Origin of the sequence: Methylobacterium oryzihabitans, from assembly GCF_004004555.2 — a bacterium.
GTDB lineage: Bacteria > Pseudomonadota > Alphaproteobacteria > Rhizobiales > Beijerinckiaceae > Methylobacterium > Methylobacterium oryzihabitans.
On the sequence record NZ_SACP01000010.1, the window covers coordinates 83,373 to 109,077 of the forward strand.

At 73.4% G+C, this 25,705-nt stretch carries 22 protein-coding genes; 11 read left to right on the forward strand and 11 right to left on the reverse strand.

All coding sequences use genetic code 11. From position 1 onward, the window contains the following. Nucleotides 1–30: 30 nt before the first annotated feature. The gene (locus tag EOE48_RS11900) at nt 31–360 is read left to right on the forward strand and encodes a DUF2293 domain-containing protein (RefSeq protein ID WP_127729211.1); all 330 of its coding nucleotides are present in this window, start codon (nt 31–33) and stop codon (nt 358–360) included. Nucleotides 361–417: 57 nt separating this feature from the next. After that, nucleotides 418–2,610 (forward strand): primosomal protein N', encoded by a 2,193-nt coding sequence (locus EOE48_RS11905; RefSeq protein WP_127729213.1) that lies wholly within the window; start codon nt 418–420, stop codon nt 2,608–2,610. Between the two features lie 9 nt (nt 2,611–2,619). On the opposite strand, the gene EOE48_RS11910 is transcribed toward EOE48_RS11905, so the two are convergent. From EOE48_RS11910 to trxA, 3 genes are all read right to left on the reverse strand, one after another. Then, nucleotides 2,620–2,823 carry a Trm112 family protein gene (locus EOE48_RS11910; protein ID WP_127729215.1) on the reverse strand — a complete coding sequence of 68 codons (204 nt, stop codon included), beginning with the start codon at nt 2,821–2,823 and terminating at the stop codon, nt 2,620–2,622. Nucleotides 2,824–2,918: 95 nt separating this feature from the next. Beyond that, complete coding sequence (locus EOE48_RS11915) at nt 2,919–3,587, reverse strand: LON peptidase substrate-binding domain-containing protein (protein ID WP_127729217.1); 669 nt, start codon at nt 3,585–3,587, stop codon at nt 2,919–2,921. A gap of 135 nt (nt 3,588–3,722) precedes the next feature. Then, the gene (gene trxA / locus EOE48_RS11920; protein ID WP_127729218.1) at nt 3,723–4,637 is read right to left on the reverse strand and encodes a thioredoxin; all 915 of its coding nucleotides are present in this window, start codon (nt 4,635–4,637) and stop codon (nt 3,723–3,725) included. Between the two features lie 328 nt (nt 4,638–4,965). Here trxA and cysK point away from each other — a divergent pair, with 328 nt between their 5' ends. Continuing rightward, nucleotides 4,966–5,940: a cysteine synthase A gene (cysK, locus tag EOE48_RS11925; protein ID WP_127729220.1), complete on the forward strand. Its 975-nt coding sequence runs from the start codon at nt 4,966–4,968 to the stop codon at nt 5,938–5,940. Between the two features lie 82 nt (nt 5,941–6,022). Here the strand turns inward: cysK and EOE48_RS11930 are convergent, their stop codons facing one another. Both EOE48_RS11930 and EOE48_RS11935 read right to left on the reverse strand, forming a co-directional pair. Further along, nucleotides 6,023–6,676, reverse strand: a complete 654-nt coding sequence (locus EOE48_RS11930; RefSeq protein WP_127729222.1) for a class I SAM-dependent methyltransferase — start codon at nt 6,674–6,676, stop codon at nt 6,023–6,025. Further along, nucleotides 6,676–7,830: a glycosyltransferase gene (locus EOE48_RS11935; RefSeq protein WP_127729224.1), complete on the reverse strand. Its 1,155-nt coding sequence runs from the start codon at nt 7,828–7,830 to the stop codon at nt 6,676–6,678. The genes EOE48_RS11930 and EOE48_RS11935 overlap by 1 nt, the downstream gene beginning before the upstream one ends. 113 nt (nt 7,831–7,943) lie before the next feature. Here EOE48_RS11935 and EOE48_RS11940 point away from each other — a divergent pair, with 113 nt between their 5' ends. Further along, nucleotides 7,944–9,122 carry a DNA topoisomerase IB gene (locus EOE48_RS11940; protein WP_127729226.1) on the forward strand — a complete coding sequence of 393 codons (1,179 nt, stop codon included), beginning with the start codon at nt 7,944–7,946 and terminating at the stop codon, nt 9,120–9,122. Nucleotides 9,123–9,170: 48 nt separating this feature from the next. Here EOE48_RS11940 and EOE48_RS11945 read toward each other — a convergent pair whose 3' ends face one another. Next, entirely contained in the window at nt 9,171–9,830 is a 660-nt protein-coding gene (locus EOE48_RS11945; RefSeq protein WP_127729228.1) for a LuxR C-terminal-related transcriptional regulator, read from the reverse strand. 397 nt (nt 9,831–10,227) lie between these two features. Here EOE48_RS11945 and EOE48_RS11950 point away from each other — a divergent pair, with 397 nt between their 5' ends. Continuing rightward, on the forward strand, nt 10,228–11,421 hold the full coding sequence (locus EOE48_RS11950) for a patatin-like phospholipase family protein (protein ID WP_127729230.1): 1,194 nt from the start codon (nt 10,228–10,230) through the stop codon (nt 11,419–11,421). A 30-nt stretch (nt 11,422–11,451) separates the two neighbouring features. Here EOE48_RS11950 and EOE48_RS11955 read toward each other — a convergent pair whose 3' ends face one another. Beyond that, the gene (locus EOE48_RS11955; protein ID WP_127729232.1) at nt 11,452–13,563 is read right to left on the reverse strand and encodes a putative bifunctional diguanylate cyclase/phosphodiesterase; all 2,112 of its coding nucleotides are present in this window, start codon (nt 13,561–13,563) and stop codon (nt 11,452–11,454) included. Between the two features lie 276 nt (nt 13,564–13,839). On the opposite strand from EOE48_RS11955, the gene purB reads away from it, so the two are divergent. From purB to EOE48_RS11975, 4 genes are all read left to right on the forward strand, one after another. Continuing rightward, a complete protein-coding gene (purB, locus tag EOE48_RS11960; RefSeq protein ID WP_127729234.1) occupies nt 13,840–15,153 on the forward strand; it encodes an adenylosuccinate lyase in 1,314 nt (437 codons plus the stop codon). A 97-nt stretch (nt 15,154–15,250) separates the two neighbouring features. Beyond that, on the forward strand, nt 15,251–16,102 hold the full coding sequence (locus EOE48_RS11965; RefSeq protein WP_127729236.1) for a D-amino-acid transaminase: 852 nt from the start codon (nt 15,251–15,253) through the stop codon (nt 16,100–16,102). Nucleotides 16,103–16,247: 145 nt separating this feature from the next. Then, nucleotides 16,248–16,601 (forward strand): hypothetical protein, encoded by a 354-nt coding sequence (locus EOE48_RS11970; RefSeq protein WP_127729238.1) that lies wholly within the window; start codon nt 16,248–16,250, stop codon nt 16,599–16,601. Nucleotides 16,602–16,814: 213 nt separating this feature from the next. Then, nucleotides 16,815–18,107 carry an adenylosuccinate synthase gene (locus tag EOE48_RS11975; protein WP_127729240.1) on the forward strand — a complete coding sequence of 431 codons (1,293 nt, stop codon included), beginning with the start codon at nt 16,815–16,817 and terminating at the stop codon, nt 18,105–18,107. Nucleotides 18,108–18,141: 34 nt separating this feature from the next. Here the strand turns inward: EOE48_RS11975 and EOE48_RS11980 are convergent, their stop codons facing one another. Both EOE48_RS11980 and EOE48_RS11985 read right to left on the reverse strand, forming a co-directional pair. Then, on the reverse strand, nt 18,142–19,131 hold the full coding sequence (locus tag EOE48_RS11980) for an Ldh family oxidoreductase (RefSeq protein ID WP_127729242.1): 990 nt from the start codon (nt 19,129–19,131) through the stop codon (nt 18,142–18,144). Between the two features lie 269 nt (nt 19,132–19,400). Further along, on the reverse strand, nt 19,401–21,113 hold the full coding sequence (locus EOE48_RS11985; protein ID WP_127729244.1) for an IlvD/Edd family dehydratase: 1,713 nt from the start codon (nt 21,111–21,113) through the stop codon (nt 19,401–19,403). A 174-nt stretch (nt 21,114–21,287) separates the two neighbouring features. Between EOE48_RS11985 and EOE48_RS11990 the strand changes: the two genes are divergently transcribed. Then, nucleotides 21,288–22,229 (forward strand): dihydrodipicolinate synthase family protein, encoded by a 942-nt coding sequence (locus EOE48_RS11990; RefSeq protein WP_127729245.1) that lies wholly within the window; start codon nt 21,288–21,290, stop codon nt 22,227–22,229. On the opposite strand, the gene EOE48_RS11995 is transcribed toward EOE48_RS11990, so the two are convergent. Both EOE48_RS11995 and hrpB read right to left on the reverse strand, forming a co-directional pair. Next, a complete protein-coding gene (locus EOE48_RS11995; protein WP_127729247.1) occupies nt 22,216–22,482 on the reverse strand; it encodes a hypothetical protein in 267 nt (88 codons plus the stop codon). The two genes, EOE48_RS11990 and EOE48_RS11995, sit on opposite strands and share 14 nt — an antisense overlap. A gap of 104 nt (nt 22,483–22,586) precedes the next feature. Further along, on the reverse strand, nt 22,587–25,133 hold the full coding sequence (gene hrpB, locus EOE48_RS12000; RefSeq protein WP_127729424.1) for an ATP-dependent helicase HrpB: 2,547 nt from the start codon (nt 25,131–25,133) through the stop codon (nt 22,587–22,589). Between the two features lie 208 nt (nt 25,134–25,341). On the opposite strand from hrpB, the gene EOE48_RS12005 reads away from it, so the two are divergent. Next, nucleotides 25,342–25,626 carry a hypothetical protein gene (locus EOE48_RS12005; RefSeq protein ID WP_127729249.1) on the forward strand — a complete coding sequence of 95 codons (285 nt, stop codon included), beginning with the start codon at nt 25,342–25,344 and terminating at the stop codon, nt 25,624–25,626. The last annotated feature ends 79 nt before the right edge of the window (nt 25,627–25,705 follow it).

A 25,705-nucleotide genomic window follows, 5' to 3' on the forward strand; every position in this document is an offset into this window, starting at 1 on the left:
TCGGCTGGCCCGAGGAGCGAGGAGCCAGCGATGCCGGACTACGACCCCCGGATGCCGACCCGGCGCGACCTCGTCGAGCAGGCCCTCGCCCGGCTGGCGCCGCGGGTGCCGGATTTCGAGGCCGAGGCGATCGTCGACCGGGCGCTGGCGAGCCCGGGCCTGCGCGGGGCCGCGCCGGAGACCGGGGCGTGGCTCGCGATGGTCGCCTATGCCCGCCACGTCTTCACCGAGTACGACGCCCTGCTGGACGAGGGCTACGACCAGGACAGCGCCCGCCACTTCGTCCTCGACGACCTCAACGCGGTCCTGGCCGAATGGGGCGTGCGCCGGCGCATCGGCGAGGAGCCGGACGAGGCGTGAGCCGCGGGCGCCTCGTGCCTATATGAGGACGATCCGCGTCCGACCCCCGCATCCCCGATGAATGCCGCTATCGCCGACGTCCTGATCCCGCTCGCCCTCGACACCGCCTACAGCTACGCGGTGCCGGCCGGGCTCGACCTCGCCGAGGGCGACGTGGTGCAGATCCCGCTCGGCCCGCGCGAGACCGTCGGGGTGGTGTGGGGCCTGCGCGACGGGGCGGCGGGCTCCAACCTGCGCAAGGTCACGGCGCGGATCGCCGACGAGGGCATGGCGCCTCCCCTGCGCCGTCTCGTCGACTGGATCGCCCGCTACACCCTGGCGCCGAAGGGCTCGGCGCTGGCGATGGCGCTGCGCCTGCCCGAGGACGGCCCGCGCACCGAGACCGCGAAGGTCGGCGTGCGGGCGACCGGCGCCGCGCCCAGCCGGATCACCGCGGCCCGGTCGAAGGTGGTGGCGGTGGCCGCCGACGGCGCGGTGCGCGGCAAGCGCGCCCTGGCGCTGGAGTCCGGCGTCAGCGCCGGCGTGATCGACGGGCTGATCGACGACGGCGTGCTGGAGACGGTGACCCTCGCCCCCGAGCGCGTCGCCGAGCCGCCCGATCCCGATCATCCGCACCCGCCGCTCTCGGGCCCGCAGCGGACGGCGGCGGAGGCCCTGATCGCGACGCTGACCGCGCCGCCGGCCGGCGGCGGGCCGGCTGGGGAGGGGGGCGTGACTCTGCTCGAAGGCGTCACCGGCTCGGGCAAGACCGAGATCTACTTCGAGGCGGTGGCGGAGGCCGTGCGCCGGGGCGTGCAATCCCTGGTGCTGATGCCCGAGATCGCCCTGACCGCGCAGTTCCTCGACCGCTTCACCGCCCGGTTCGGCGCCCGTCCGGCGGCGTGGCATTCCGGCATCGGCGGGCGGCGGCGCGAGCGCATCCGGGCCGGGGTGCTCGCCGGCGAGATCCCGGTCGTGGTCGGCGCCCGCTCGGCGCTGTTCCTGCCGTTCCGCCACCTCGGCCTCGTCGTCGTCGACGAGGAGCACGAGGCCGCCTACAAGCAGGACGACGGCGTGTGCTACCACGCCCGCGACATGGCGGTGGTGCGCGGCAAGCTCGAGAACGCCGCGGTGGTGCTGGCCTCGGCGACGCCGTCGATCGAGACCCGGGTCAACGCCGCCCGCGGCCGCTACCGCCGCGTCGTGCTGCCCGAGCGCTTCGGCGGCCGGCGCCTGCCGGAGATCCGGGCGATCGACATGCGCCGCGAGGCGATCCCGCGCGGGCGCTACCTGTCGCCGACCCTGACCGCCGCGGTCGCCGAGACCAATGCCCGGGGCGAGCAGGCGCTGCTGTTCCTCAACCGCCGCGGCTACGCGCCCCTGACCCTGTGCCGGGCCTGCGGCCACCGCTACCAGTGCCCGAACTGCTCGACCTGGCTCGTCGAGCACCGATTCCGCCGCGCCCTGGTCTGCCACCATTGCGGCCATGCCGAGCGCCGGCCGGACGCCTGTGCCGAATGCGGCACCGTCGACAGCCTCACCGCCTGCGGCCCCGGCGTCGAGCGCATTGCCGAGGAGGTCGCCGCGACCTTCCCGGACAAGCGGGTGATCGTGCTGTCGAGCGACTTTCCCGGCGGGGCCGAGCGGCTGCGCGCCGAGTTGCAGACCGTCGCCGAGGGCGGCTGCGACATCGTCGTCGGCACCCAGCTCGTCGCCAAGGGCCACAACTTCCCGCTCCTGACCCTGGTCGGCGTGCTCGACGCCGATATCGGGCTCGCCTCCGGCGACCCGCGGGCGGCGGAGCGGACGTTCCAATTGCTGCAACAGGTCACCGGCCGTGCCGGCCGCGGCGAGAAGCCCGGCCGGGCGCTGGTCCAGACCTACCAGCCCGAGCACCCGGTGATCGCGGCGCTGATTTCCGGCGACGCCGAACGGTTCTACGAGGAGGAAACGGCGGCCCGCGAGGTGGCGGGCCTGCCGCCGTTCGGCCGGCTCGCGGCGCTGATCGTCTCGGCGGCCGAGCGCGAGGCGGCGGAAGCCCACGGTCAGGCGCTCGCCCGCGTCGCCGAGCCTCCGCCAGGGGTGATGGTGCTCGGCCCCGCCGAGGCGCCTCTCGCCCTGGTGCGCGGGCGCCACCGCTTCCGCCTGCTGGTCAAGGCGGAGCGCGAGATCGACATCCAGAGCTACCTGCGCGACTGGATCGCCCGCGGGCCGAAGCCGAGGGGCAACGTCAGGGTGGCGATCGACGTCGACCCGCAGAGCTTTCTGTGAAGGGGCGCACTACTCCGCCAGCGGCCGGGCCTCTTCCGGCAGCATGATCGGGATGCCGTCGCGGATCGGATAGGCGAGCTTGGCCGAGCGGCTGATGAGTTCCTGGCGGCCGGCATCGTATTCCAGCCGGTCCTTGGTCAGCGGGCAGACCAGCAGTTCGAGCAGCTTCGGGTCGATCCGGGTCGCCTCGACCGGAGCGGGGTTGTCGGCCATCGGGTGTCCTCACGCGAAAAATTCGGCTGGGCTGTGCGCCTTCCTGCCGGCTCTGACAAGCCGGAGCCGGCTCCGACGAGCCGTCGGCGGCTCCGTCACTGCAGGGTCGGCTCGGAGCCCGAGCCACGCACCAGCTCCATCTCGGTCACGGCGATCAGCACCTCGGCCCGGGTCTTGAGGTCGGGAGCTTCCAGCATCGCCTGCTTCTCGCGGGCGCCAAACGGGCTCATCATGCAGAGTGCATTGACCAGCGCCTCGTTCGGCGCCTCCTCGATCCCGGCCCAATCGACCCGCAGGTCGTTGGCCTCGACGAAGTCCTTCAGCGCCCGCAGCACGCCGGCGCGGTCGACCGCCTCCTCGCCGGCGCGAGCCTGGAAGTCGGTCGCGAACGGCTCGAACGAGACCCGGCAGCGCCGGTAGATCGAGGTCGTGGTCAGTTCCTCCTCGACCCGGAACCGCGCCACCCCGGTGAGCGAGATGAGATAGCGGCCGTCGCCGGTCTCGGCGAATTGCGTGATCCGGCCGGCGCAGCCGACGCGGAACAGCTTCGGGCTCAGCGGCGACTCGCCGGTCTCGGCGTCGGGCTGGATCATCCCGATCATCCGGTCGGTGCGCAGCGCGTCGTCGATCATCGCGAGGTAGCGCGGCTCGAAGATGTTGAGCGGCATCTGCCCGCGCGGCAGCAGCAGGGCGCCGGGGAGCGGGAAGACCGGGATCGCGACGGGGCAATCCGCCGGGCCCTTGTAGGCGACGTTCATGCTCATGGCGTGCGGCTCCCTCGATCGTCGCACTTCGAGCCGGGCGTTCCCCGGCGGAGGTGGCTCGCACGTCCTCGCCGGAGGCGGTGTCGTCCGATCGCCCGGGATCGGCGGCGCCCCGGCGGGGCGCCGGACCGGACGTCAGGCGAACATCAGCGTCGACAGGCGGCGGCGGCCGCGGATCGTCATCGGATCCATCGGCCCCCAGGCCTCGAAGAACTGGAGCATTTGCTTGCGGGCGCCGTCGTCGTTCCAGCTCCGGTCCCGGCGCACGATCTCGATGAGGTGGTCGATCGCGTCCTGGCGGCGGTCGAGGGCGGCGAGGCCCAGCGCGAGATCGAAGCGGGACTGATGGTCGGCCGGATCGGCCTCGACCTGCCGCTGAAGCGTCCCCAGGTCGCCGAGCGAGGCGGCCTGCTCGGCCAGCTCGATCGCGGCGCGCACCCCGGCGATGGCCGGATCCTTCGCCTTCTCGGGCGGCACCGCGTCGAGGAAGCGCTTGGCGCCCTCGACATCGCCGCGGTCGAGGACGAGCTTGGCCAGGGCCGCGATGGCGCCGACATGCTCGGGCTCCTGGGCCAGCACCGCGGCGTAGAGCTCCGCCGCCGCGTCGGCGTCGCCCTCCTGCGCCACCGCCGCCGCCTCGGCCATGATCTCCTCGACCTGCGACACGACCGGGCCGACGAGGCGCTCGATGAACGCCTTCACCTGACTCTCCGGCAGCGCGCCCATGAAGCCGTCCACCGGCTGGCCGCGCTGGAACGCGATCACCGCCGGGATCGACTGGATGCCGAGCTGGCCGGCGATCTGCGGATGCTCGTCGATGTTCATCTTGACGAGCTTGACCTTGCCGCCCGCGTCGCGGACCGCCTTCTCGATCACCGGCGTGAGCTGCTTGCACGGCCCGCACCACGGGGCCCAGAAGTCGACCAGCACCGGCTGCTGCAGCGATTCCTGCATCACGTCCTGACGGAACGTGGCCGTGGTGGTGTCCTTGATGAGGGCGTCCGCGGAAGCCTGTCCGGCGAGACTGGCCGGAGTCGTGTCGGTGAGCATGGAGACCTCGAGAAACGTCGCGCGGCCCGGAGACTACGATTCGGGCAGAGATGGGGCCGGAAGCCCGGCTTGACCAGTGCGACATGCCCGGTTCGGTGCCCGCCGTCGAGGTCGGCGATGCGCCTCGGGCCCGTGGGCGACCGGGCACGCGGGCGGAGATGATCCCGGTCGACGATCGGCGGATTTGTAGAACTTTATTCTCTTGATCCGCGAGTATTCCCCGTAACGCGGATGGAGAAGCGCCGATATCTCGACGGCTGTAGGGTTTTGGTCTACCGCTGCGGCCGATCGGGCCTCGACGGCCCCGACTGGCAGGAGCATTCGAGACATGGCCGACGCCGCTTCCCCGACCAAGGCCGGACACGGCAGGGTCTACGAATCCATCACCGAGACCATCGGCAACACGCCGCTGGTGCGCCTCAACCGCCTCGCCAGGGAGCGCGGCGTCGAGGCCGACATCCTCCTGAAACTCGAATTCTTCAACCCGATCGCCTCGGTCAAGGACCGCATCGGCGTCAACATGATCGACGCCATGGAGGCGGCCGGCGCGATCAAGCCCGGCGGCACGCTGGTCGAGCCGACCTCCGGCAACACCGGCATCGCGCTGGCCTTCGTGGCGGCGGCCCGCGGCTACCGGCTGATCCTCGTGATGCCCGAGACGATGTCGCTCGAGCGGCGCAAGATGCTCGCCTTCCTGGGCGCCGAGCTCGCCCTCACCCCCGGCCCCCAGGGCATGAAGGGCGCCATCGCCAAGGCCGAGGAGCTGCTCAAGGAGATCCCCGGCTCGGTGATGCCGCAGCAGTTCAACAACCCGGCCAACCCGGAGATCCACCGCAAGACCACCGCGGAGGAGATTTGGAACGACACCCACGGCGAACTCGACGCCTTCGTGTCCGGCGTCGGCACCGGCGGCACCATCACGGGCGTCGGGCAGGTCATCAAGGGCCGGCTGCCGCACCTGAAGGTGTTCGCGGTCGAGCCGGTAGATTCCCCGGTCCTGTCGGGTGGCCAGCCCGGCCCGCACAAGATCCAGGGCATCGGCGCCGGCTTCGTCCCCGGCGTGCTCGACCGCGGTGTGATCGACGAGGTGCTCACCGTCTCGAACCAGACCGCCTTCGACACCGCCCGGCTGCTCGCCCGCGTCGAGGGCATTCCCGGCGGCATCTCGACCGGCGCCAACGTGGCGGCGGCGCTCGAGGTCGCGGCGCGGCCCGAGTTCAAGGGCAAGCGCATCGTGACCGTCGCGTGCTCGTTCGCCGAGCGCTACATCTCGTCGGCGCTGTTCGAGGGCGTGGGCGCGTAAGCCGATCCGGCCCTCCCTCGGCTGCGGGGGAGGGCCGGCGCGGGATGGGCACGAGACCTTTCCGTCTCCCGCCCCGCCGGTCTCACCCCCGGAACCGCCACACGCTGCTGCGCTTGATCTCGGCATCCTCCAGCGCCCGGGTCACCGGCACCGCGTAGGTCGCGAGCGGCTCCAGCCGGTCGCGCGGCAGGTAGGAGCGGCCGGGATCGCCGATCACCACCCGGGTGCCGCCGGCGTGCAGGCGGGCGAGCCAGTCCCCGACCCGGGCCGCGGTGTCGCGCTCGTAGAAGATGTCGGCGGCGAGCACGCAGTCCCAGCCGCCGTCCTGCCCGACGAGATCCGAGCCGTCGGGCACGATCCTCCCGGCGACGTCGTTCTCGGCCGCGTTCAGGCCGATCGCCGCCAGGGCGAAGCGGTCGAGGTCGCTGGCGACCACCGAGGCCGCGCCCGCCTTCGCCGCCGCGACCGCGACCAGCCCCGACCCCGAGGCGAAGTCGAGCACCCGCGCCCCGGCCACCGTCTCCGGATGGTCGAGGAGGTAGCGGGCGAGCGCCTGCCCGCCCGCCCAGGCGAAGGCCCAGAACGGCGGCGGCAGCCCGATCTCGCCGAGTTCCTCCTCGGTCCGGCTCCACAGCTCGGTCGCCTCGTCGGCGACGTGCAGCCGGATCTCCGGCGCGTGCGGCACCGGGCGCAGGCGGGTCTGGGCGAGGATGAAGGCGGTCGGATCCGGCGCCATCACAGCAGCTCCGCGTAGATCCGCATCACCGCCGCCGCGACCGCCGCCTCGGTGAAGCCGCCCTCCAGGATGCGCTGCCGGGCGGAGGCTCCCATCCGGGCGACGAGATCCGGGTCGGCGGCGAGTGCCGCGATGGCGTCCGCCAGGGCGCCGGGATCGCCCGGCGGCACCACGCGGCCGTCGAGGCCGTCGCGGACGAGCGTGCGGCAGCCCGGCACGTCGGTGGTGAGCAGCGCCCGGCCGCAGGCCGCCGCCTCCAGCAGTGCCCGCGGCAGGCCCTCGCCGCCACGCGAGGGCAGGCAGGCGGCGTGGCAGGCGGCGTAGGCGCCGGCGACGTCGGCGGTGGCGCCGGTCCAGGCGACGCCGTCGCGGGCCATCTCCCGCAACGTCGCCTCCGGGACGGTGCGGCGGTTCGACGGGTCGGGCGCGCCGTGGAGCGCCAGTTCGACCGCGACGCCGCGGCCGCGGGCGATCCGCACCGCCTCGACGGCGGTGTCGATCCCCTTCGACCACAGCATCCGGGCCACCAGCGCGAGCCGCAGCGGCGGCTGGCCGGGCAGCGGCGCGGGCGCCCAGGCCGCGGGATCGACCCCGGCGCCGCCGACCATCGTCACCCGCGCCTCGGCGGGATCGAGCCCGAGCAGGGCGGCGTCGTCGGGATTCTCGAACAGGTAGCGGGTGCGGGCGGTCTCCAGCGGCCCGCGGACGAGATGGCGCAGCCCGGTGCGGGCGAGCCGGCCGGCGCGGTCCTGCCGGGCCCCGATCAGGCCGAGGCCGGTCAGGGCGTAGACCCGGCGGGGAATCCCCGCCATCGCGGCGGCGGTGCCGCCGATCAGGATGCCGCGCAGCGCGATGCAGTGGACGAGGTCGGCCTTCAGCGCCTTAAGGATCGCCGCGAGCTGGCCGGCGGCGTAGCCGGCGCCCATCGGGTTGAGGCTCGACCGCTCGGCCTCCAGCGCCACCACCCGGGCGCCGGTCGCCTCGATCGCGGCCCGGTGCGCCCGCACCCGGGTGACGACCGCGACCGAGTACCCCGCCGCCACGGCGGCCCGGGCCATCGGCAGGAAGTGGGAGGCGAAGAACCAGTCCTCGGTGACGACGTAGGCGATGGTCCGGGTCCGGCCGCCGGTGGGGTCGTGTTCCTGTGCCGCCACGCGGTCGTCTCCTGGTTCGATGACGGCGGGATATAGAGCCGGGGACGAGCGAGCGCGAACCGGAACCTCGCCCTGAATCCACCGGTTGAGTGGTCCCGGGGGAGAAGGTTGCAATGCCGGCACAGAACCAGCACGCCCAGGACCAGAACGCCGAAGAGCGCGTCGAGACCCGGGAGGCCGCCCGCGCCGTCGGCCTGCGCTACGTCAGCGACGAGGAGCCGGGCTACCGCCGCAAGCGCAGCGGTCGCGGCTTCCGCTACCTCGACGCCGAGGGCCGGACGCTGCGCGACGCGGCGGAACTCGCCCGCATCAAGGCGCTCGCGGTGCCGCCGGCCTATTCCGACGTGTGGATCTGCCGGCACGCCAACGGCCATATCCAGGCCACCGGCCGGGACGACCGCGGCCGCAAGCAGTACCGTTACCACCCGGACTTCCGGCAGGCGCGCGACTCGACCAAGTTCCAGCACATGATGAGCTTCGCGCAGGTGCTGCCGTCCCTGCGCGCCACCATCGCCGAGCATATGGGCCGGCGCGGCCTGCCGCGGGAGAAGGTGCTGGCGACCGTCGTCCACCTGCTGGAGACGACCCTGATCCGGGTCGGCAACGACGACTACGCCCGCACCAACAAGAGCTACGGCCTCACCACCCTGCGCGACCCGCATGTCCGCATCGAGGGCCAGGAACTGACCTTCCGCTTCAAGGGCAAGAGCGGCAAGACCTGGAACCTGTCGGTCAACGACCGCCGCATCGCCCGCATCGTCAAGGCGTGCCAGGACCTGCCGGGCCAGGAGCTGTTCCAGTACATCGACGGGGACGGAACCCAGCGCGACGTGACCTCGGCGGACGTCAACGCCTACCTGCGCGAGATCTCGGGCCGGGACATCACCGCCAAGGATTTCCGCACCTGGTCGGGCACGGTGCTGGCCGCGATGGCGCTGCAGGAATTCGAGGCGTTCGACAGCGACGCCAGGGCCAAGCGCAACGTCAAGCAGGCGATCGAGCGGGTCGCCGAGCGCCTCGGCAACACGCCGACGGTCTGCCGCAAGTGCTACGTGCACCCGGAGATCCTGACCTGCTACCTCGAAGGCGGGCTGCTGGAGCAGGTCCGAGACACGGTGCGGACCGAGCTGCGCGAGGAGATCGCCGAGCTGCGGCCGGAGGAGAGCGCCGTCCTGGCGCTGCTGGAACGCCGGCTCAGCCGCGAGGCCGCCGAGGCGAAGCCCCGCAGCACCGGAGGCCGCAGCCGCAAGTCGGCGGCGCGCGGCGGGGAGACCGCCCGCCGGGCGGCCTGATCGGGGGCGCCCGCGGGAGCGCCCCCCGGGCTCAATGCCCCCAGGGGCTCAATGGGCCACGGCCCGGTGCAGACCCATCCGGGGCGCCGGCCGGGCGGCCGGCGGCTCGGCGTCGACCACCGGGGCGAGGCCGAGCTGGCGGGCGAGCTGGACCAGGTCCTTGAGCCGACCGGTCTTGGTCTTGCGCCGCAGGTTCAGGCGGTGCGTCTCGACGGTGCGGACGCTGACCGCGAGCCGCCGCGCCACCTCCTTGTTGCTGAAGCCGGCGCTGAGGAAGCGCAGCACCTCCGCCTCGCGCGCGGTGAGGCCGAGCGCGCCGGCCGCCTCGTCCTGCGCGGCCTCGGCCTTCGCATCGGCGTCCAGCGCGGCCCCGCGGCCGAGGGCCAGGATCGCGCCGCAGACCTCGGCCGGCGTCGCGCCGCGGGCCACGAAGGCGTCGGCGCCGGCGGCGACGATCCGCGCCACCTCGGCGGCGTCAGCGACGAGGAACGACACCAGGACCCGGATCTCCGGGAAGCGCGCCCGCAGGGCGGCGATGCGCTCCGGCCCGCGCCCCGGCGCGAACACCAGCGCCACCGCCTCGCTCGACCCGTCGAGGTCCTCCTCGGCCACCGTCCGCAGGGCGGGGGCGTGTTCCAGCGTCGCCCGAAGCGTCTCGCCGAGTTCGACCGGCTCGTCGACGATCAGCACATTGACGGCGTCACTCATGCCGCGGATCTCCGTTCCAGCGCCGGACAGGCGCGGTGTGTTCGCGGTCTTCCCATCAAGCCACGTTCCAGCCGGGCTGTGTCATTTCGGGAATCAGGCCTCGCAGGCGGAAATCCCGGCAGTGACCGGAGCAGCACCGCCGCTGCCTGCATCAGTTTGTCGCAATCCGTAATGACAACGGAGGCGCCGGCGGAGCCGCGCCGGCTCGGGCCGGTCGTGCGCCGCGCCTCAGAATGGCACAGCCGCCGCGGGACGGTCCGAAAAGACACGCCGCCGCGGGAAAACCGCGGCGCGGGAACCCTCCGGCAAGCCAAGCCTTGCCATAAGCGTTGCCATACCGCCCGTTCCGGCCGATGGTGGGAGCGAGGCGGCGTGCAGTTTGTAGGGTGGAGTTCTCGTGTCTGCTCGATCGAACCCGGTCCGCGGCCTCGCGGCTCTGCTGGTGACCGCCCAGGTCGCCGCCTGCGCCTCGGCGCCGCGCGTGCCCTACACGGCGGCGGAAGCGACCGCCGCGGTCGTTCCGGGCCAGCCGGACGTCCGCTACTGGGCCGACGGGCCGACCCGCGCCTTCGCGCGCGTCACGGAAACGACGGCGTCGAGCCGGACACCGTTCAGCTACCTCGCCCTGTCGGGCGGCGGCGGCGACGGGGCCTACGGCGCCGGCGTGCTCAACGGCTGGACCGAGACCGGGCGGCGGCCGAGCTTCACCCTCGTCTCCGGCGTCTCGACCGGGGCGCTGATCGCGCCGTTCGCGTTCCTGGGCCCGGCCTATGACGGGATGCTGCGCGACCTCTACACCAGCGGCGCGGCCGAGGGCCTCGTGCAGTCGCCGAGCGTCGTCAACGTGCTGCTCGGCGACGGCCTGTTCGGCGACCAGCGCCTGCGCGGCCTCGTCGGGCGCTACGTCACGCCCGAACTGCTCGCGGCGGTGGCCGAGGAGCACGCCAAGGGCCGCCGCCTGCTCGTGGTCACGACCAACCTCGATGCGCAGCGGGCGGTGATCTGGGACATGGGCGCGATCGCGGCGAGCGGCCAGCCCAACGCCGTCGCGCTGTTCCGCGACGTGCTCACCGCATCGGCGAGCGTGCCGGCGGTGTTCCCGCCGATGCTGATCGACGCCCAGGCCGGCAACCGCGCCTTCCAGGAGATGCACGTCGACGGATCCGTCGTCACGCCGGTGTTCACCCTGCCGGAGGCGTTCCTGGTCCAGGACGGCCGCATCGAGACCAGCCGCGGCAAGCCCAACATCTACGTCATCATCAACGGCCGCATCGAGCCGAGCTTCCGCGTCGTCGAGAACGGCACCCTGCCGATCGCCACCCGCACGCTCTCGACCCTCGGCCGCTCGCGCTCGCGCGAGACGCTGACCAGCACCTATGCCTTCGCGCGGCGCAACGGCATGGGCTTCAACCTCACCTATATCGACCGGCGCATCCCCGAGGTCCCGGCCGACAAGGGCTTCGACACCGCCTACATGCGCCGCCTGTACGAGGACGGCTACGAGAAGGGCCGTTCCGGCGCCGTGTGGCAGAACGCGCTGCCGCGCGAGGAGTCCGTCGCCGACCTCCAGGCGAGCGTGCCGGCCCGCTGACCGACCCGCGGCCCGTGGGACGGGCCGCCCTCAGGCCGCCCCGCGGCGGGGACGGGCGAGGTCCGCCGCGGCGTCCGGCCGGCCGTCCTGCGACAGCGGGGCCGGCCGGCCGATGAGGTAGCCCTGCACCTCGCTGCAGCCCTCCTCGCGCACCAGCGCGAGCTGCTCGGCGGTCTCGACGCCCTCGGCCACCGTCGCGACGCCGAGACGGCGCCCGAGCGCCGCGATGACGCCGACGACCGCGCGGCATTCGGGCCGCTGCACCGCGTCGCGCACGAACGACCCGTCGATCTTGATCCGGTCGAACGGGAAGGTCCGGACATGGGCCAGCGACGAGAACCCGACCCCGAAATCGTCCAGCGCGATGCGCACCCCCATCTCGCGCAGGACGCGCAGGTCGGTGAGGGTGGCGGCGTCGCCGCCGAGCAGCGTCGTCTCGGTGATCTCGAGTTCGAGCCGGTCGACCGGCAAGCCGCTGCGCAGCAGCGCCGACAGCACGAGATCGGGCAGGACGCCGCCGCCGAGCTGGCGTGGCGAGACGTTGACGGCGACGCGGGCCCCATCGGGCCACGCCGCCGCCTCGCGGCAGGCCCGCTCCAGCACCCAGGCGCCGATCTCGCGGATCTGGCCGGTCTGCTCGGCGACCGGGATGAACAGGTCCGGACTGGTCCAGCCGCGCTCCGGCGAGTACCAGCGCAGCAGCGCCTCCCGGCTCGTCACCCGCCCGGTCTCGAGGTCGGTGATCGGCTGGTAGTGCAGGACGAACTGATCCTTCGCCAGGGCCTGATCGAGGCCGCGTTCGATCGAGGCCGTTTCCTGACGCGCCGCCTCCATCTCGGGCGAGAACAGGCGCCAGCGCGCCTTGCCGGCGTTCTTGGCCGAGTAGAGCGCGTAATCGGCCTGGGAGAACAGCAGGTCGGGGTTGCGGCTCCCGGTGGCGATGCCGAGGCTGGCCGAGATGTGCGTCACCTGGGCGCCCGGCAGGTCGTAGGGCTCGCCGAGCCGGCGCACCAGCCCGTCGGCGGCGTCCGCGATCCGGTCGCCGTGCCCGGCGAGCAGCACTGCGAACTCGTCGCCGCCGAGGCGGGCTGCGAAGCCGTCCGGAAGCGTTCCGCGCAGGCGCTCCGCGACCTGCTGCAGCACGGCGTCCCCGGTCGTGTGGCCGAGAGCGTCGTTGACCGCCTTGAAGCCGTCGAGGTCGAGGAGCAGCAGGGCGATGTCGGCCTCCGCCGGAGCCGCCTCGCAGGTCCGGCGCACGAGGGTCCGGAACGCCGAGCGGTTGGCGAGGCCGGTGAGGTCGTCCTGGTGCGCCAGCCGGGCGATCTCCCGCTCGGCCGCCTGCTGGCGGGTCACGTCCTCGAAGGTGGTGACGAGCGCCCCGTTCATGATCCGGCGGTGGGAGATCGACACCGAGAATCCGCCGCGGAAGATCTCGACCACCGGTGCCGCCGCGCCGGCCTCGATCAGCGCGCGGTGGCGCTCGAGCATCGCATCGCCGGCCTCCGTGGACCGGGGCTCGCGCGGCCCGTCGCCCGCGACCATCCGGGCCCAGATCTCCGGCAGGCTGCGCCCGATCAGGGTGGAATGATCGGACAGCCCGAAGATCTCCGAGAACCGCCGGTTGACCAGCCGCAGCCGCTGGTCGCCGTCGAACAGGCACAGCCCCTGCGAGATGTTCGACAGGGCGAGGTCGAGCAGCCGGGTGATGCCGAGGGCGCGATCGCCGTCGTGCTTCTGCTGCGTGATGTCGCGGGTGATCTTGGTGAACCCGATCAGCACGCCGTCGCGCCGGATCGCCTCGATGACGACGTGAGCCCAGAACCTGGAGCCGTCGCGGCGCACCCGCCAGCCTTCGGTCTCGACCCGGCCGGCCTCCCGCGCCCGGGCCAGGATCTCCTCCGGCCGTCCGGCATCGCGGTCCTCGGGAAGGTACAGCACCGAGAACGGCCGGCCGACGATCTCGTGTGCCTCGAACCCCTTGGCGCGCTGGGCGCCGGCGTTCCAGTCGGCGATCGTGCCGTCGTCCTTGAGCGTGAAGATCGCATAGTCCGTCACGCTCTCGATCATCGTCCGGAAGGTCGTGTCGAGGTCGGAAGGCCCGGGGCCGGGAGCGGCCGGAAACGGCAGGTGGCCGTGATTCATCGCCGATGCCCGCCCGGGACTGCGACGGAGGCCTCAAGCGGGACGATGCCCGTCGCCCCGGCATGAGGCTCCGTCCGGTTCGTGTGCATCCCCGTCCTCCACTCGCCTCCAGCATGCCGGCCAAGCGTGAGCTTTCTGTTACCGCAGGGAATGCGGCCTTCGGATCCCGGCGGCTTCCGCTGCGGCGTCCCGCCGACGGCGACGTTTCTTGCCTTCTCGTCCCCCATCGCCTAGCGGTCCGCCGAGATCCGCCCGTCCAGCGCCAGGAGCCCGTCGATGATCCCCCGCTACAGCCGGCCCGAGATGACGGCGATCTGGTCGCCGGAGACGCGCTTCCGGATCTGGTTCGAGATCGAGGCCCATGCCACCACCGCGCTCGCCGAACTCGGCGTGGTGCCCAAGGAGGCCGCCGACCGGGTGTGGGAGAAGGGCCGGGACGCGGTGTTCGACGTCGCGCGCATCGACGAGATCGAGCGCGTCACCAAGCACGACGTGATCGCGTTCCTCACCCACCTGTCCGAGATCGTCGGGCCCGAGGCGCGCTTCGTCCACCAGGGCATGACCTCTTCGGACGTGCTCGACACCTGCCTCAACGTCCAGCTCGTGCGGGCGACCGACCTGCTGATCGCCGACGTCGACGCGCTCCTCGCCGCGCTCAGGCGCCGCGCCTTCGAGCACCGGCTCACCCCGACGATCGGGCGCTCGCACGGCATCCACGCCGAGCCGGTCACGTTCGGGCTCAAGCTCGCCCAGGCCCATGCCGAGTTCGCCCGCTCCCGCGAGCGCCTCGTCGCGGCGCGCAAGGAAGTCGCGACCTGCGCGATCTCGGGGGCGGTCGGCACCTTCGCCAACATCGACCCGCGGGTCGAGGAGTACGTCGCCCGCCAGATGGGCCTGACGCCCGAGCCGGTCTCGACCCAGGTCATCCCCCGCGACCGCCACGCGATGTACTTCGCGACGCTCGGCGTCGTCGCCTCGTCGATCGAGCGGCTGGCGACCGAGATCCGCCACCTCCAGCGCACCGAGGTGCTGGAGGCGGAAGAGTTCTTCTCCGAGGGCCAGAAGGGCTCCTCGGCGATGCCGCACAAGCGCAACCCGGTCCTGACCGAGAACCTCACCGGCCTCGCCCGGATGGTGCGCGCCTACGCCCTGCCGGCGATGGAGAACGTCGCGCTCTGGCACGAGCGCGACATCTCGCATTCCTCGGTCGAGCGGATGATCGGCCCGGACGCGACCGTGACCCTCGACTTCGCGCTCGCGCGCCTCACCGGCGTCGTCGACAAGCTGCTGATCTATCCCGAGAGCATGCAGCGCAACCTCGACCGCCTCGGCGGCCTCGTCCACTCGCAGCGGGTGCTGCTGGCCCTGACCCAGGCCGGCGTCTCGCGCGAGGACGCCTACCGGCTGGTCCAGCGCAACGCGATGCCGGTCTGGCGCGGCGAGGGCGAGTTCCTGGCCCTGCTCCAGGCCGACCCGGAGGTGACCGCCGCGCTGTCGCCCGAGGCGATCGCCGACTGCTTCGACCTCGGCTACCACTACAAGCACGTCGACACGATCTTCGACCGGGTGTTCGGGCCGCAGGCGGGCTGACCGCGGCGCGCGTCCTCCCAAGGACGCGCGATACCGGCTTGCCGAGGCGGTCGGGGCGGTGCTTGAAGAGCGGGTCACCGCACGCCCGAGGATCCCCATGTCCCGCATCGTCTACGTCAACGGCCGCTTCGTTCCCTACGAGGAGGCCACGATCTCGATCATGGACCGGGGCTTCCTGTTCGGCGACGGCATCTACGAGGTCAGCGCGGTCGTGAACGGCCGGCTGGTCGACAACGAGGCCCATCTCGCCCGCCTCGACCGCTCGCTGGGCGAGATCGGCATCCGCAACCCCCACGACGCCGCCGGCTGGACCCGCCTGGAGGAGGACCTCGTCGCCCGCAACGGGCTGACCGAGGGCCTCGTCTACATGGAGGTGACCCGCGGGGTTCACGAGCGCGACTTCCCGTTCCCCCCCGCCGAGGTCGCGCCGACGGTCGTGATGTTCACCCAGGCGAAGACCATCCTGGCGAGCCCGCTCGCCGAGCGCGGCGCCAAGGTCATCACCGTCGAGGACCTGCGCTGGAAGCGGCGCGACATCAAGTCGGTGGCGCTGCTCGCCCAGGTGCTCGCCAAGCAGCAGGCCGCCGCCGCCGGCGTCGCCGAGGCGTGGATGCACGAGGACGGGCTGGTCACCGAGGGCGGCTCGTCGACCGCCTTCATCATCACCGAGGACGGCCGCATCGTCACCCGGCCGCTCTCGACCGCGCTGCTGCCCGGCATCACCCGCCGGGCGGTGATGCGCCTCGCCGAGGAGAACGGCCTGACCGTCGAGGAGCGCGCCTTCACGGTCGAGGAGGCGCTGTCCGCGGCGGAAGCGTTCTATACCAGCGCCTCGGCCTTCGTGATGCCGGTGACCGAGATCGACGGGACGCGCGTCGGCGGCGGCCAGCCCGGGCCCCTGACCCGGCGCCTGCGCGGGCTGTATTTGGAGATGGCGGGCGCCGGCTGACGCACCATACGGCTTCGCTCGATCGCCGCGCGGGCCTCGATCCGGCTTCGGAACCATTCGTCCCGCCACCATTTCGGCGCAAGCGCGGCCGGAACCCTGGCCGAGCCGACCGGTTTCCTGAGGGAAATCTCCCGAGGAGACACCCATGTCGAAGCTGATGCGCGGGGCCGTGCTGCTCCTGACCGGCATCACCGCCACCGCGGCCCTTGCGCAGTCGCCGGACGTGCCCCTGCGGGGCCGCGACCGCGACCCGAACCTGCCGCCGCTCAACCAGACCATTCCCGAGAAGGTCCGGCCCCAGGAGCCGACGAGCGAGAAGGGCGACACGACCGGCTCGACCCTCAGCGACAAGCTCCAGCAGTCGGACGGCGTCATCAAGCCCCCGGCGACCGGCGCCCCCGACATGAGCGTCACGCCGCCGGAGCCCAATCCGAACTCGACCCCGGTCATCCGCCCCGGCGAGCTGCCCGGCCGCGGTCCCGGCACCGAGGCGAAGTAGTCGCGGATCGTCCTGCGGTCGCCCGAAGGGCGCCCCGCGGCGCGGGAGCCGAAGGAGCAGGCGCGACCGCCGACGCCCGAGGCCAGGCTATGAGCCGGGGCCCTCGCTTGATTTCGCGCGGGGGATCGCCCAAGACCGCGCGGACGCACCCCAGCGAGCATCAGGTCCGGCCGAACAGGCCAGGGCCTGTCTCGGCATGACAGGACAGGTTGGATGGCGAACGTCGTCGTCGTGGGCGCCCAGTGGGGCGACGAGGGCAAGGGCAAGATCGTCGACTGGCTCTCGGAGCAGGCGGACGTCGTCGTGCGCTTCCAGGGCGGGCACAATGCCGGCCACACCCTCGTCATCGACGGCACGACCTACAAGCTGTCGCTGCTGCCCTCCGGCGTGGTCCGCGGCGGCACCCTGTCGGTGATCGGCAACGGCGTCGTGGTCGATCCCTGGCACCTCGTCGAGGAGATCGCCCGCATCGGCCAGCAGGGCGTGGCGGTGACGCCCGAGACCCTGCGGGTCGCCGATAACGCCACCCTGATCCTGCCGCTGCACCGCGAGCTCGACCATTACCGCGAGACCGCCAACGCGGCGCTGAAGATCGGCACGACCAAGCGCGGCATCGGCCCGGCCTACGAGGACAAGGTCGGGCGCCGGGCGATCCGGGTGGTCGACCTCGCCGATCCGGACGTGCTCGACGCCAAGATCGCCCGCCTGCTCGCCCACCACAACGCCCTGCGCCGGGGGCTCGGCATCGACGAGGTCGACGCCGTGGCGCTGAAGGCCGAGCTGGTGGCGATCGCCCCGAAGATCCTGCCCTACGCCGACACGGTGTGGTCGCTCCTCGACGAGGCGCGCCGCTCGGGCAAGCGCATCCTGTTCGAGGGCGCGCAAGGGGCGCTCCTCGACGTCGACCACGGCACCTATCCCTACGTGACCTCGTCCAACATCGTCGCGGCGCAGGCGGCGACCGGCTCGGGCCTCGGCCCGTCGGCGATCGGCTACGTGCTCGGCATCGTCAAGGCCTACACGACCCGGGTCGGCGAGGGGCCGTTCCCGACCGAGCTGACCGACGCGATCGGCGAGCGGATCGGCGAGCGCGGGCGCGAGTTCGGCGTCGTCACCGGACGCAAGCGCCGCTGCGGCTGGTTCGACGCCGCCCTGGTGCGCCAGACCGTGCGCACCTCGGGCATCGACGGCATCGCGCTGACCAAGCTCGACATCCTCGACGGCTTCGACACGATCAGGATCTGCACCGGCTACCGCCTCGACGGCCACGAGATCGACCACCTGCCGGCCAGCCAGGGCGACCAGGCCCGGGTCGAACCGATCTACGAGACGATCGAGGGCTGGCACGAGACCACCGCCGGCGCCCGCTCCTGGGCCGACCTGCCGGCGCAGGCGATCAAGTACGTGCGCCGGATCGAGGAGCTGATCGGGGCGACGGTGGCGCTGCTCTCGACCTCGCCGGAGCGCGACGACACGATTCTGGTCCACAACCCGTTCGACGATTGAGTCGAGGCTGGTTCGAGCGCTGCAGGTTGCGGGGTCACACCGCCGCGATCTCGGCCAGCAGCCCGTCGCCGATCCTCAGCCCCTCGGCCCGGGCCCGCTCCCGCGCGGCGAGGCGGCGGCTGCCGGGGAGGCGGGCGCCGTCCTGGGACTCGACCGCCTCCGCGAGCAGCCCGAACCGGGTCACGGCGCCCTCCGCGAAGGTGCCGGGATCGACGGCGAGGATCAGTTGGCCGACCGAGGGCGGGCCTCCGGTCGTGTCGAGGAACGACGACGCCTCGGCGGCGAAGCGGCCGCCGGTGAGGCCGGCGGCCAGAAGCTCGACCATCAGGGCCAGAGCCGTCCCCTTGGCATCGCCGAGCGGGACCATGGTGCCGGCGAGCGCCGCGTCGGGGTCGGTGGTCGGGCGACCCGCGGCGTCGAGGGCCCAGCCCTCGGGGATCGGCTCGCCGCGCTTCTGCGCCGCCACGATGTGGCCGCGGGCGACCTTCGACAGCGCGAGGTCGATGACGATCGGGTCGCGGCCCGGCAGCGGGCACGCGAAGGCGACCGGGTTGGTGCCTAACAGCGGCACCGTTCCGCCCCACGGCGCCATCGCGGCCGGGGCGTTGGCGAACAGCAGCGCGACGAGGCCCTGCGCGGCGAGGGATTCGACGACCAGCCCGGCGGCGCCGCAATGGTGCGAGCGCCGGATCGGCGCGGCGGCCAGCCCCTCGGCGCGGGCGACCTCCGGCAGCGCCGCACAGGCGGCCTCCAGCGCCGGATAGGCGAAGCCGTGGCCGGCATCGACCGCCACGATCGCCGGGCGCGGCCGGTCGACCGAGGGCCGCGCCCGGCCGTCGATCTTCCCCGCCCGCACCTGCGCGCCGTAGGACGGCACCCGCCCGATCCCGTGGGTCGGCAGGCCGGCGGCCTCGGCGCCGACGAGGGCGCGGGCGACCGGGGCGGCGTTGTCCGCCGCGGTGCCGCAGCGGATCAGCGCCTCGGCCACGAGCGCATGGGCCTCGGCGAGGGAGAGGACGGGCACGGGCGGAACTCCTGCGGCTGGCCCGGCGGCGCCGGCCGCGGCGGGATCATGTCGGCGGCAGCACAATCAGGCCGGGTGGCGGGGCGCAAGGGCGGAGCACCGGTGCCGCGTCCGGCGCGCCGTGGCCGGGGTCATGCCGGGGGAGCGAACCCGGGAGAGCGCAGTATTCCGGAGCCGGGGACGGGAGCGCGCAGCGCCGCAGGCGGGGCGCCGGCGCGGCTGCTCCGCGGCGACCCGCCCGATCCGCGCCGCGCGCGGCGGCCCGGCGCTCACGCCGCCGGCGGCGGCTCCCGCAGCATGAAGTCGAAGTCGCAGCCCTCGTCGGCCTGGGTCACGGTGTCGTGGAACAGGCGGGCATAGCCGCGCGCGGCCCAGTCCGGGCGGGCGGCCTCCGGCAGCGCCGCGGCGCGCGCCGCCAGCTCGTCCTCCTCGACCAGGAGGTCGATGCGCCGTGCCGGCACGTCGAGGCGGATGCGGTCGCCGGTGCGCACCAGGGCGAGCGGGCCGCCGACCGCCGATTCCGGCGTGACGTGGAGCACGATCGTCCCGAAGGCGGTGCCGCTCATCCGCGCGTCCGAGACCCGCACCATGTCCTTCACCCCCTGCCGGGCGAGCTTCTTCGGGATCGGCAGGTAGCCGGCCTCGGGCATGCCGGGTGCGCCCTTGGGGCCGGCGTTGCGCAGCACCAGCACGTCGTCGGCCGCCACGTCGAGATCGGGATCGTCCACCCGGGCGGCGAGGTCGGCGAGCGAGTCGAACACCACCGCCCGCCCGGTATGGCTGAGCAGACCCGGCGTCGCGGCCGAATGCTTGATGACCGCGCCGCGGGGCGCGAGATTGCCGCGCAGCACCGCCATCGCGCCGATCGGCTTGATCGGGTGGTCCGGCGAGCGGATCACGGTCTGGCCCGGCACCTCCTCGGCCCCCGCCACCACGTCGCGCAGGGTGCCGCCGGCGACGCTCGGCGCGTCGAGGTCGATGAGGTCGGCGAGTTCGCGCAGCAGCTTCGGCACCCCGCCGGCGTGGTGAAAATGCTCCATGTAGTGGTCGCCGGACGGCTTGAGGTCGACCAGCACCGGCACCTCGCGCCCGACCGCGTCGAAGGCGTCGAGGTCGACCCGGGCGGCGACGCGGTTGGCCATCGCCGTGAGGTGGATCAGGCCGTTGGTCGAGCCGCCGATCGCCTGCATCACCACCTGGGCGTTGCGGAAGGCGCGCGGGGTCATGATCTCGCTCGGGCGCGGGCCCCCGGCGACCGCCAGCTCGGCGGCGCGCCGGCCGCTCGCCTCGGCGAGGCGGATCCGCTCGGCATGGGGCGCGGGGATCGTCGCGCTCATCGGCAGCGACAGGCCCATCGCCTCGATCATGCAGGCCATGGTCGAGGCGGTGCCCATCACCATGCAGGTGCCGACCGAGGGGGCGAGGCGGCCGTTGATGGTCTCGATCTCGGCCTCGTCGATCGTGCCGGCCCGGTGCGCGCCCCACAGCCGCCGGCAATCGGTGCAGGCGCCGAGCACCTCGCCCTTGTGGTGGCCGACCACCATCGGGCCGACCGGGATCACGACGGTCGGCAGGTCGACGCTCGCCGCCGCCATGATCTGCGCCGGCAGGGTCTTGTCGCAGCCGCCGATGACGATGACCGCGTCCATCGGCTGGGCGCGGATCATCTCCTCGGTGTCCATCGCCATCAGGTTGCGCAGGAACATCGAGGTCGGGTGGGCGAAGCTCTCGTGGATCGAGATGGTCGGGAACGCCATCGGCATCGCGCCGGCCAGCATCACCCCGCGCTTGGCCGCCTCGATCAGCGCCGGCACGTTGCCGTGGCAGGGATTGTAGTCGCTGTAGGTGTTGGTGATGCCGACGATCGGGCGGTCGAGGGCGTCGTCGGAATAGCCCATCGCCTTGATGAAGGCCTTGCGCAGGAACAGCGAGAAGCCGGCATCGCCGTAATTGGTCAGTCCCTTCCTCAAGCCGCGGCCCATCCGGCATCCTCCCGTTCGTGGTTCCGACCGGTTCTAAGGATGCGGGGCCGGGTTGCACACCGCTTTTCGGGCGGTCCGTGCCTGCACGACCCGCACGGGTCGCCGCCTCTCCGGGCTCGCCTCCCTGCGGGCTTTGGCGTAGGTCGGAGCCAGCGCTGCCAGCGAGGATCGATCATGCGTCTCGACGCCCAAGCCGCCGGGGTCTTCCCTATCGCCCCGACCCCGTTCCACCCGGACGGGCGCCTCGACGAGGGCTCGATCGACCGCCTGTGCGAGAGCTACCGCGGCGCCGGGGCGACCGGCGTCACGGTGCTCGGCATCATGGGCGAGGCGCCCAAGCTCGAGCCAGAGGAATCGCTCGCCGTGGCGGCGCGGTTCATCGCGGGGATCGGCCTGCCGGCGATCGTCGGCGTCTCGGCCCCGGGCTTCGCCGCCATGCGGTCCCTCGCCCGGGCGGTGATGGAGCGGGGGGCGGCCGGCGTGATGATCGCCCCGGTGCCGTCCCTGCGCACCGACGAGCAGATCCTCGGCTACTACCGCGGCGCGGTCGAGGCCATCGGCACCGACATCCCGTTCGTGATCCAGGATTATCCGCTGACGCTGTCGGTCCAGATGACCCCGAAGGTCATCCGCGCCATCGTCGAGGAGCACCCCTCCTGCGTGATGCTGAAGCACGAGGACTGGCCGGGACTGGAGAAGATCTCGGCCCTGCGCGGCTTCCAGGCCGACGGCTCGATGCGGCCGATCTCGATCCTGACCGGCAACGGCGGCCTGTTCCTCGACTTCGAGATGGAGCGCGGTGCCGACGGCGCGATGACCGGCTACGCCTTCCCGGAGATGCTGATCGACGTGGTGCGGCTCCAGAAGGCCGGCCGCCGCGACGAGGCCCACGACGTGTTCGACGCCCACCTGCCGCTGCTGCGCTACGAGCAGCAGCCCGGCATCGGGCTCGCGGTGCGCAAATACGTGCTGATGCGCCGCGGCCTGATCGCCAGCGACGCCCAGCGCAAGCCCGGCAGCGCCCTATCGGCGACGGCCCGGGCCGAGGTCGACTTCCTGCTCGCCCGGCTCGCCCGGCACGAGGGCCTGAACCTCGGCGGCTTCACCGCCCGCTGAGGGACCCGGCGCCCGCGACGGCGGCGCCCTCCGCCGCCTCGTCGCGGTAGATCTGGGTCAGGGTGCGGGGCTGCTCGCTCCGCCCTCCGGCGATGCGCTCGCCGATCGCGACGCCGGTCGCCAGCAGGGCGACGCAGCCGACGAGCATCAGCCAGGTCCGCGGCTCCGCCGGATCGAGGGCGCCGGCGGCGGCGAGGATGCAGGACAGCGCCAGCGCGGCACTGAGCGCGAGCTTGCTCTCGGCGAAGGTCATGGCGGCGCCCCTCGTGCTGACCGGTTCCCGGATCCGCACGAGACTCGCAGTCGGGCGTTAAAATGTCATTAACCCTGTCGGAGGGGAAGCCGCGGATCCGCCTCTCAGGTGCCCCTCGGTTTCGCCCGGGTGGTCGCCGGGGCGGTGAGGGGATCCTCCGGCCACGGGTGGCGCGGGTAGCGCCCGCGCATCTCGGCCCGCACCGCCGCCCACGACCCGCGCCAGAAGCCCGGCAGGTCGCGGGTGATCTGGATCGGCCGGTGGGCGGGCGAGAGCAGGTGCAGCACGAGCGGCACCCGGCCGCCGCCGATCACCGGGTGGTGCGACAGGCCGTAGAGTTCCTGCACTCGCACCGCCAGCACCGGCCCGCCCTCGGCGCCGTAATCGACCGGGATGCGCGAGCCGGTCGGCACCGCGACGTGGGTCGGCGCCTCGGCGTCGAGCCGCGCCCGCAGCGACCACGGCAGCAGCGCCTGGAGCGCGTCGAACAGGCGGTCGGCGCCGATCTCGTCCCGCCGCGCGATCCCGACGAGATGCGGGGCGAGCCAGTCCTCGACGGTGCCCGCGAGGTTCCCGTCGGACAGGTCCGGCCACGGCTCGCCTTCGGCGTCGCGCAGGAACCGCACCCGCTCGCGCCACTGCGCCGCCGCCTTCGACCACGGCAGGCGCTCGATTCCCTGCCCGGCGAGGCCGCGGGCGAGGATGCGGGCGGCCTCCTCGGTCGCCGGCACCGGCAGCACCCGCTCGCCGAGGACGGCGGCGCCGAGGCGGCGCAGGGCGCGGGCGCGCAGGGAGCCGGATTCTGGATCGAAGCTCACCACCTCGCGGTTGTCGATCCGGTCGGCGAACGCCGCCTCGATCGCCGCGAGGTCGATCGGCGCGGCGGCGAGGACGCGGCCGGCGGCGGCCTTGCCGACGAGTTCCGCCACCACCAGGAACGGCGCGCGCGCCAGCGCCGAGGCCGGATCGAGGGCGCCGCCGCGGCCGTTGGAGAGCACGAACTCGCCCGCCCGGCCGCGGGCGCGGGCGCGGGCGATCCGGTCGGGATAGGCGAGGGCGAGCAGTTCGCCGAAGCCGGGCGCCCCACCGGAGGAGGGGCCCCCACCTGAGGAGGAGCCCCCGCCGGAGGAGGGGCCCCCACCGGAGGCGGGCGCCGGCGCGCCGCGTCCGGCCTCCCGGGCCCAGCCGGCGGTGAGGCGGCGCATGTCCTCGGCCCGTCCGGCCCGGTCGCGCCGGAATCGCTCGACCCGCTCGGCGAGGTCGACTCCGTCGCCGCCGAGCCCGCGCTCGACCAGCACCGCCGCGAGGTCGGCGGCGTCCCGCGCCGCCTCGCGGCCGTGGCCGGCGGCGCCCACCACCATCCGGGCGAGGCGCGGCGGCAGGGGGAGGGCGCGCAGGCGCGCGCCCTGCGGGGTCAGCCTGCCGTCGCCGTCGAGGGCGCCGAGGCCGGCGAGCAGCGCCTTCGCCTCGGCCAGGGCCGGGGCCGGGGGCGGATCGAGGAAGGCGAGGGTCGTGGGGTCGGCGACGCCCCAGGCGGCGCAGTCGAGGACGAGGCCGGCGAGGTCGGCCGACAGGATCTCGGGCCGGGTGAAGGGTTCGAGGGCGCCGGTCGCCGCCTCGGGCCACAGGCGGTAGCACACGCCCGGCTGCGTGCGGCCGGCGCGGCCCCGGCGCTGGTCGGCGGCGGCGCGCGAGGCCCGCACGGTGACGAGGCGGGTGAGGCCGAGATCGGGCTCGTAGACCGGCACCCGGGAGAGGCCGGAATCGACCACCACCCGCACGCCCTCGATGGTGAGCGAGGTCTCGGCGATCGAGGTCGCGAGCACCACCTTGCGCCGTCCGGCCGGGCTCGGGCGCACCGCCCGGTCCTGCTCGCCCCGCTCCATCGCGCCGTAGAGCGGCGCGAGGTCGACATCGGGATGCCCGTCGAGCCGGCCGCGCAGGAGCGTCTCGGCGCGGCGGATCTCGCCCTGGCCGGGCAGGAAGGCGAGGACCGAGCCGGGCTCGGCCCGGAGCGCCCGCATCACGGCGTCCGTCACCGCCTCCTCGATGCGCCGCTGCGGGTCGCGGTCGAGGTGGCGGGTTTCGACCGGGAAGGCGCGGCCCTCCGATTCGATCACCGGCGCGCCGCCCATCCGTGCCGCGACGCGGGCGCCGTCGAGGGTCGCCGACATGACCAGCAGGCGCAGGTCCTCGCGCAGGCCACCCTGTGCATCGAGGGCGAGGGCGAGGCCGAGGTCGGCGTCGAGGGAGCGCTCGTGGAACTCGTCGAACAGCACCGCGGCGATGCCGGTGAGTTCGGGGTCGTCGAGGATCATCCGGGCGAAGACGCCCTCGGTCACGACCTCGATCCGGGTCCGGGCCGACACCTTCGAGCCGAGCCGCACCCGCAAGCCCACCCGACCGCCGACCTCCTCGCCGAGCGTCGCGGCCATTCGATCCGCCGCCGCCCGGGCGGCGAGGCGACGGGGCTCCAGCAGGATGATCCGGCCGTCGCCGCGCCAGGGCGCGTCGAGCAGCGCGAGCGGCACCCGGGTGGTCTTGCCGGCACCCGGCGGAGCCACCAGGACGGCGTTGGGGCCGGCCGCGAGGGCGGCGGCGAGGTCGCCCAGGACGGCGTCGATCGGCAGCGGAGGCGGAGAGGGCGGCATGGCCGCGGTGATGACGCGGCGCGGCCGGCGCGGCAAGGCCGGTCCGGCCGGCGGAGAAGATCGACCGCCCGTCAGTCTGACCGAGAGTACCCCGTTCCGGACAAGCCGGACGGACTTGAAAGAATCTTCCGTCCACTGCGGAACCACGCTGCGCACCGATGCTTGTTGGTGCGGTGAGCCGAGAGCGCACCTGATGAGAGTGGGATCGATGAAGACGCTGACCCTGACCCTCGCCGCCACCGTCGTGCTCGGTGCCCTCGGGTTCGCCGCCCCGGCCTCCGCCGCCGTGACGACCCCGGCCGGCGTCTCGGCCGAGACCTCGATGGTCGAGCACGTCGCCATGCGCCGGCATCACATGATGAAGCGAGACCGCCATATGCGCCGGATGATGCGCCGCAACAGCCGCATGAAGGGCGATCCGAACGCCCGCAACCCGGAGCGCCCCGGCTACATGCAGCAGAAGGGCAATACCTCGGGCGGCCCGCGCTACTGATCCGGCCGAGAGCCGTTCCACCCCGGTTTCGAGGCTGCCGTGGCTCGCGCTGCGGCGGCCTTTCCCCGTGGCCGCGCCT

What these genes read in the sequence shown, in the direction of transcription:
- EOE48_RS11965 (WP_127729236.1), top strand. Translation starts at nt 15,251, where the DNA reads ATGTCCCGCATCGTCTACGTCAACGGCCGCTTCGTTCCCTACGAGGAG.
- EOE48_RS11970 (WP_127729238.1), top strand. Translation starts at nt 16,248, where the DNA reads ATGTCGAAGCTGATGCGCGGGGCCGTGCTGCTCCTGACCGGCATCACC.
- EOE48_RS11990 (WP_127729245.1), top strand. Translation starts at nt 21,288, where the DNA reads ATGCGTCTCGACGCCCAAGCCGCCGGGGTCTTCCCTATCGCCCCGACC.
- hrpB (WP_127729424.1), bottom strand. Translation starts at nt 25,133, where the DNA reads ATGCCGCCCTCTCCGCCTCCGCTGCCGATCGACGCCGTCCTGGGCGAC.
- EOE48_RS11930 (WP_127729222.1), bottom strand. Translation starts at nt 6,676, where the DNA reads ATGGCGCCGGATCCGACCGCCTTCATCCTCGCCCAGACCCGCCTGCGC.
- EOE48_RS11975 (WP_127729240.1), top strand. Translation starts at nt 16,815, where the DNA reads ATGGCGAACGTCGTCGTCGTGGGCGCCCAGTGGGGCGACGAGGGCAAG.
- EOE48_RS11940 (WP_127729226.1), top strand. Translation starts at nt 7,944, where the DNA reads ATGCCGGCACAGAACCAGCACGCCCAGGACCAGAACGCCGAAGAGCGC.
- EOE48_RS11995 (WP_127729247.1), bottom strand. Translation starts at nt 22,482, where the DNA reads ATGACCTTCGCCGAGAGCAAGCTCGCGCTCAGTGCCGCGCTGGCGCTG.
- trxA (WP_127729218.1), bottom strand. Translation starts at nt 4,637, where the DNA reads ATGCTCACCGACACGACTCCGGCCAGTCTCGCCGGACAGGCTTCCGCG.
- EOE48_RS12005 (WP_127729249.1), top strand. Translation starts at nt 25,342, where the DNA reads ATGAAGACGCTGACCCTGACCCTCGCCGCCACCGTCGTGCTCGGTGCC.
- purB (WP_127729234.1), top strand. Translation starts at nt 13,840, where the DNA reads ATGATCCCCCGCTACAGCCGGCCCGAGATGACGGCGATCTGGTCGCCG.
- EOE48_RS11915 (WP_127729217.1), bottom strand. Translation starts at nt 3,587, where the DNA reads ATGAGCATGAACGTCGCCTACAAGGGCCCGGCGGATTGCCCCGTCGCG.
- EOE48_RS11985 (WP_127729244.1), bottom strand. Translation starts at nt 21,113, where the DNA reads ATGGGCCGCGGCTTGAGGAAGGGACTGACCAATTACGGCGATGCCGGC.
- EOE48_RS11955 (WP_127729232.1), bottom strand. Translation starts at nt 13,563, where the DNA reads ATGAATCACGGCCACCTGCCGTTTCCGGCCGCTCCCGGCCCCGGGCCT.
- EOE48_RS11910 (WP_127729215.1), bottom strand. Translation starts at nt 2,823, where the DNA reads ATGGCCGACAACCCCGCTCCGGTCGAGGCGACCCGGATCGACCCGAAG.
- EOE48_RS11900 (WP_127729211.1), top strand. Translation starts at nt 31, where the DNA reads ATGCCGGACTACGACCCCCGGATGCCGACCCGGCGCGACCTCGTCGAG.
- EOE48_RS11905 (WP_127729213.1), top strand. Translation starts at nt 418, where the DNA reads ATGAATGCCGCTATCGCCGACGTCCTGATCCCGCTCGCCCTCGACACC.
- cysK (WP_127729220.1), top strand. Translation starts at nt 4,966, where the DNA reads ATGGCCGACGCCGCTTCCCCGACCAAGGCCGGACACGGCAGGGTCTAC.
- EOE48_RS11945 (WP_127729228.1), bottom strand. Translation starts at nt 9,830, where the DNA reads ATGAGTGACGCCGTCAATGTGCTGATCGTCGACGAGCCGGTCGAACTC.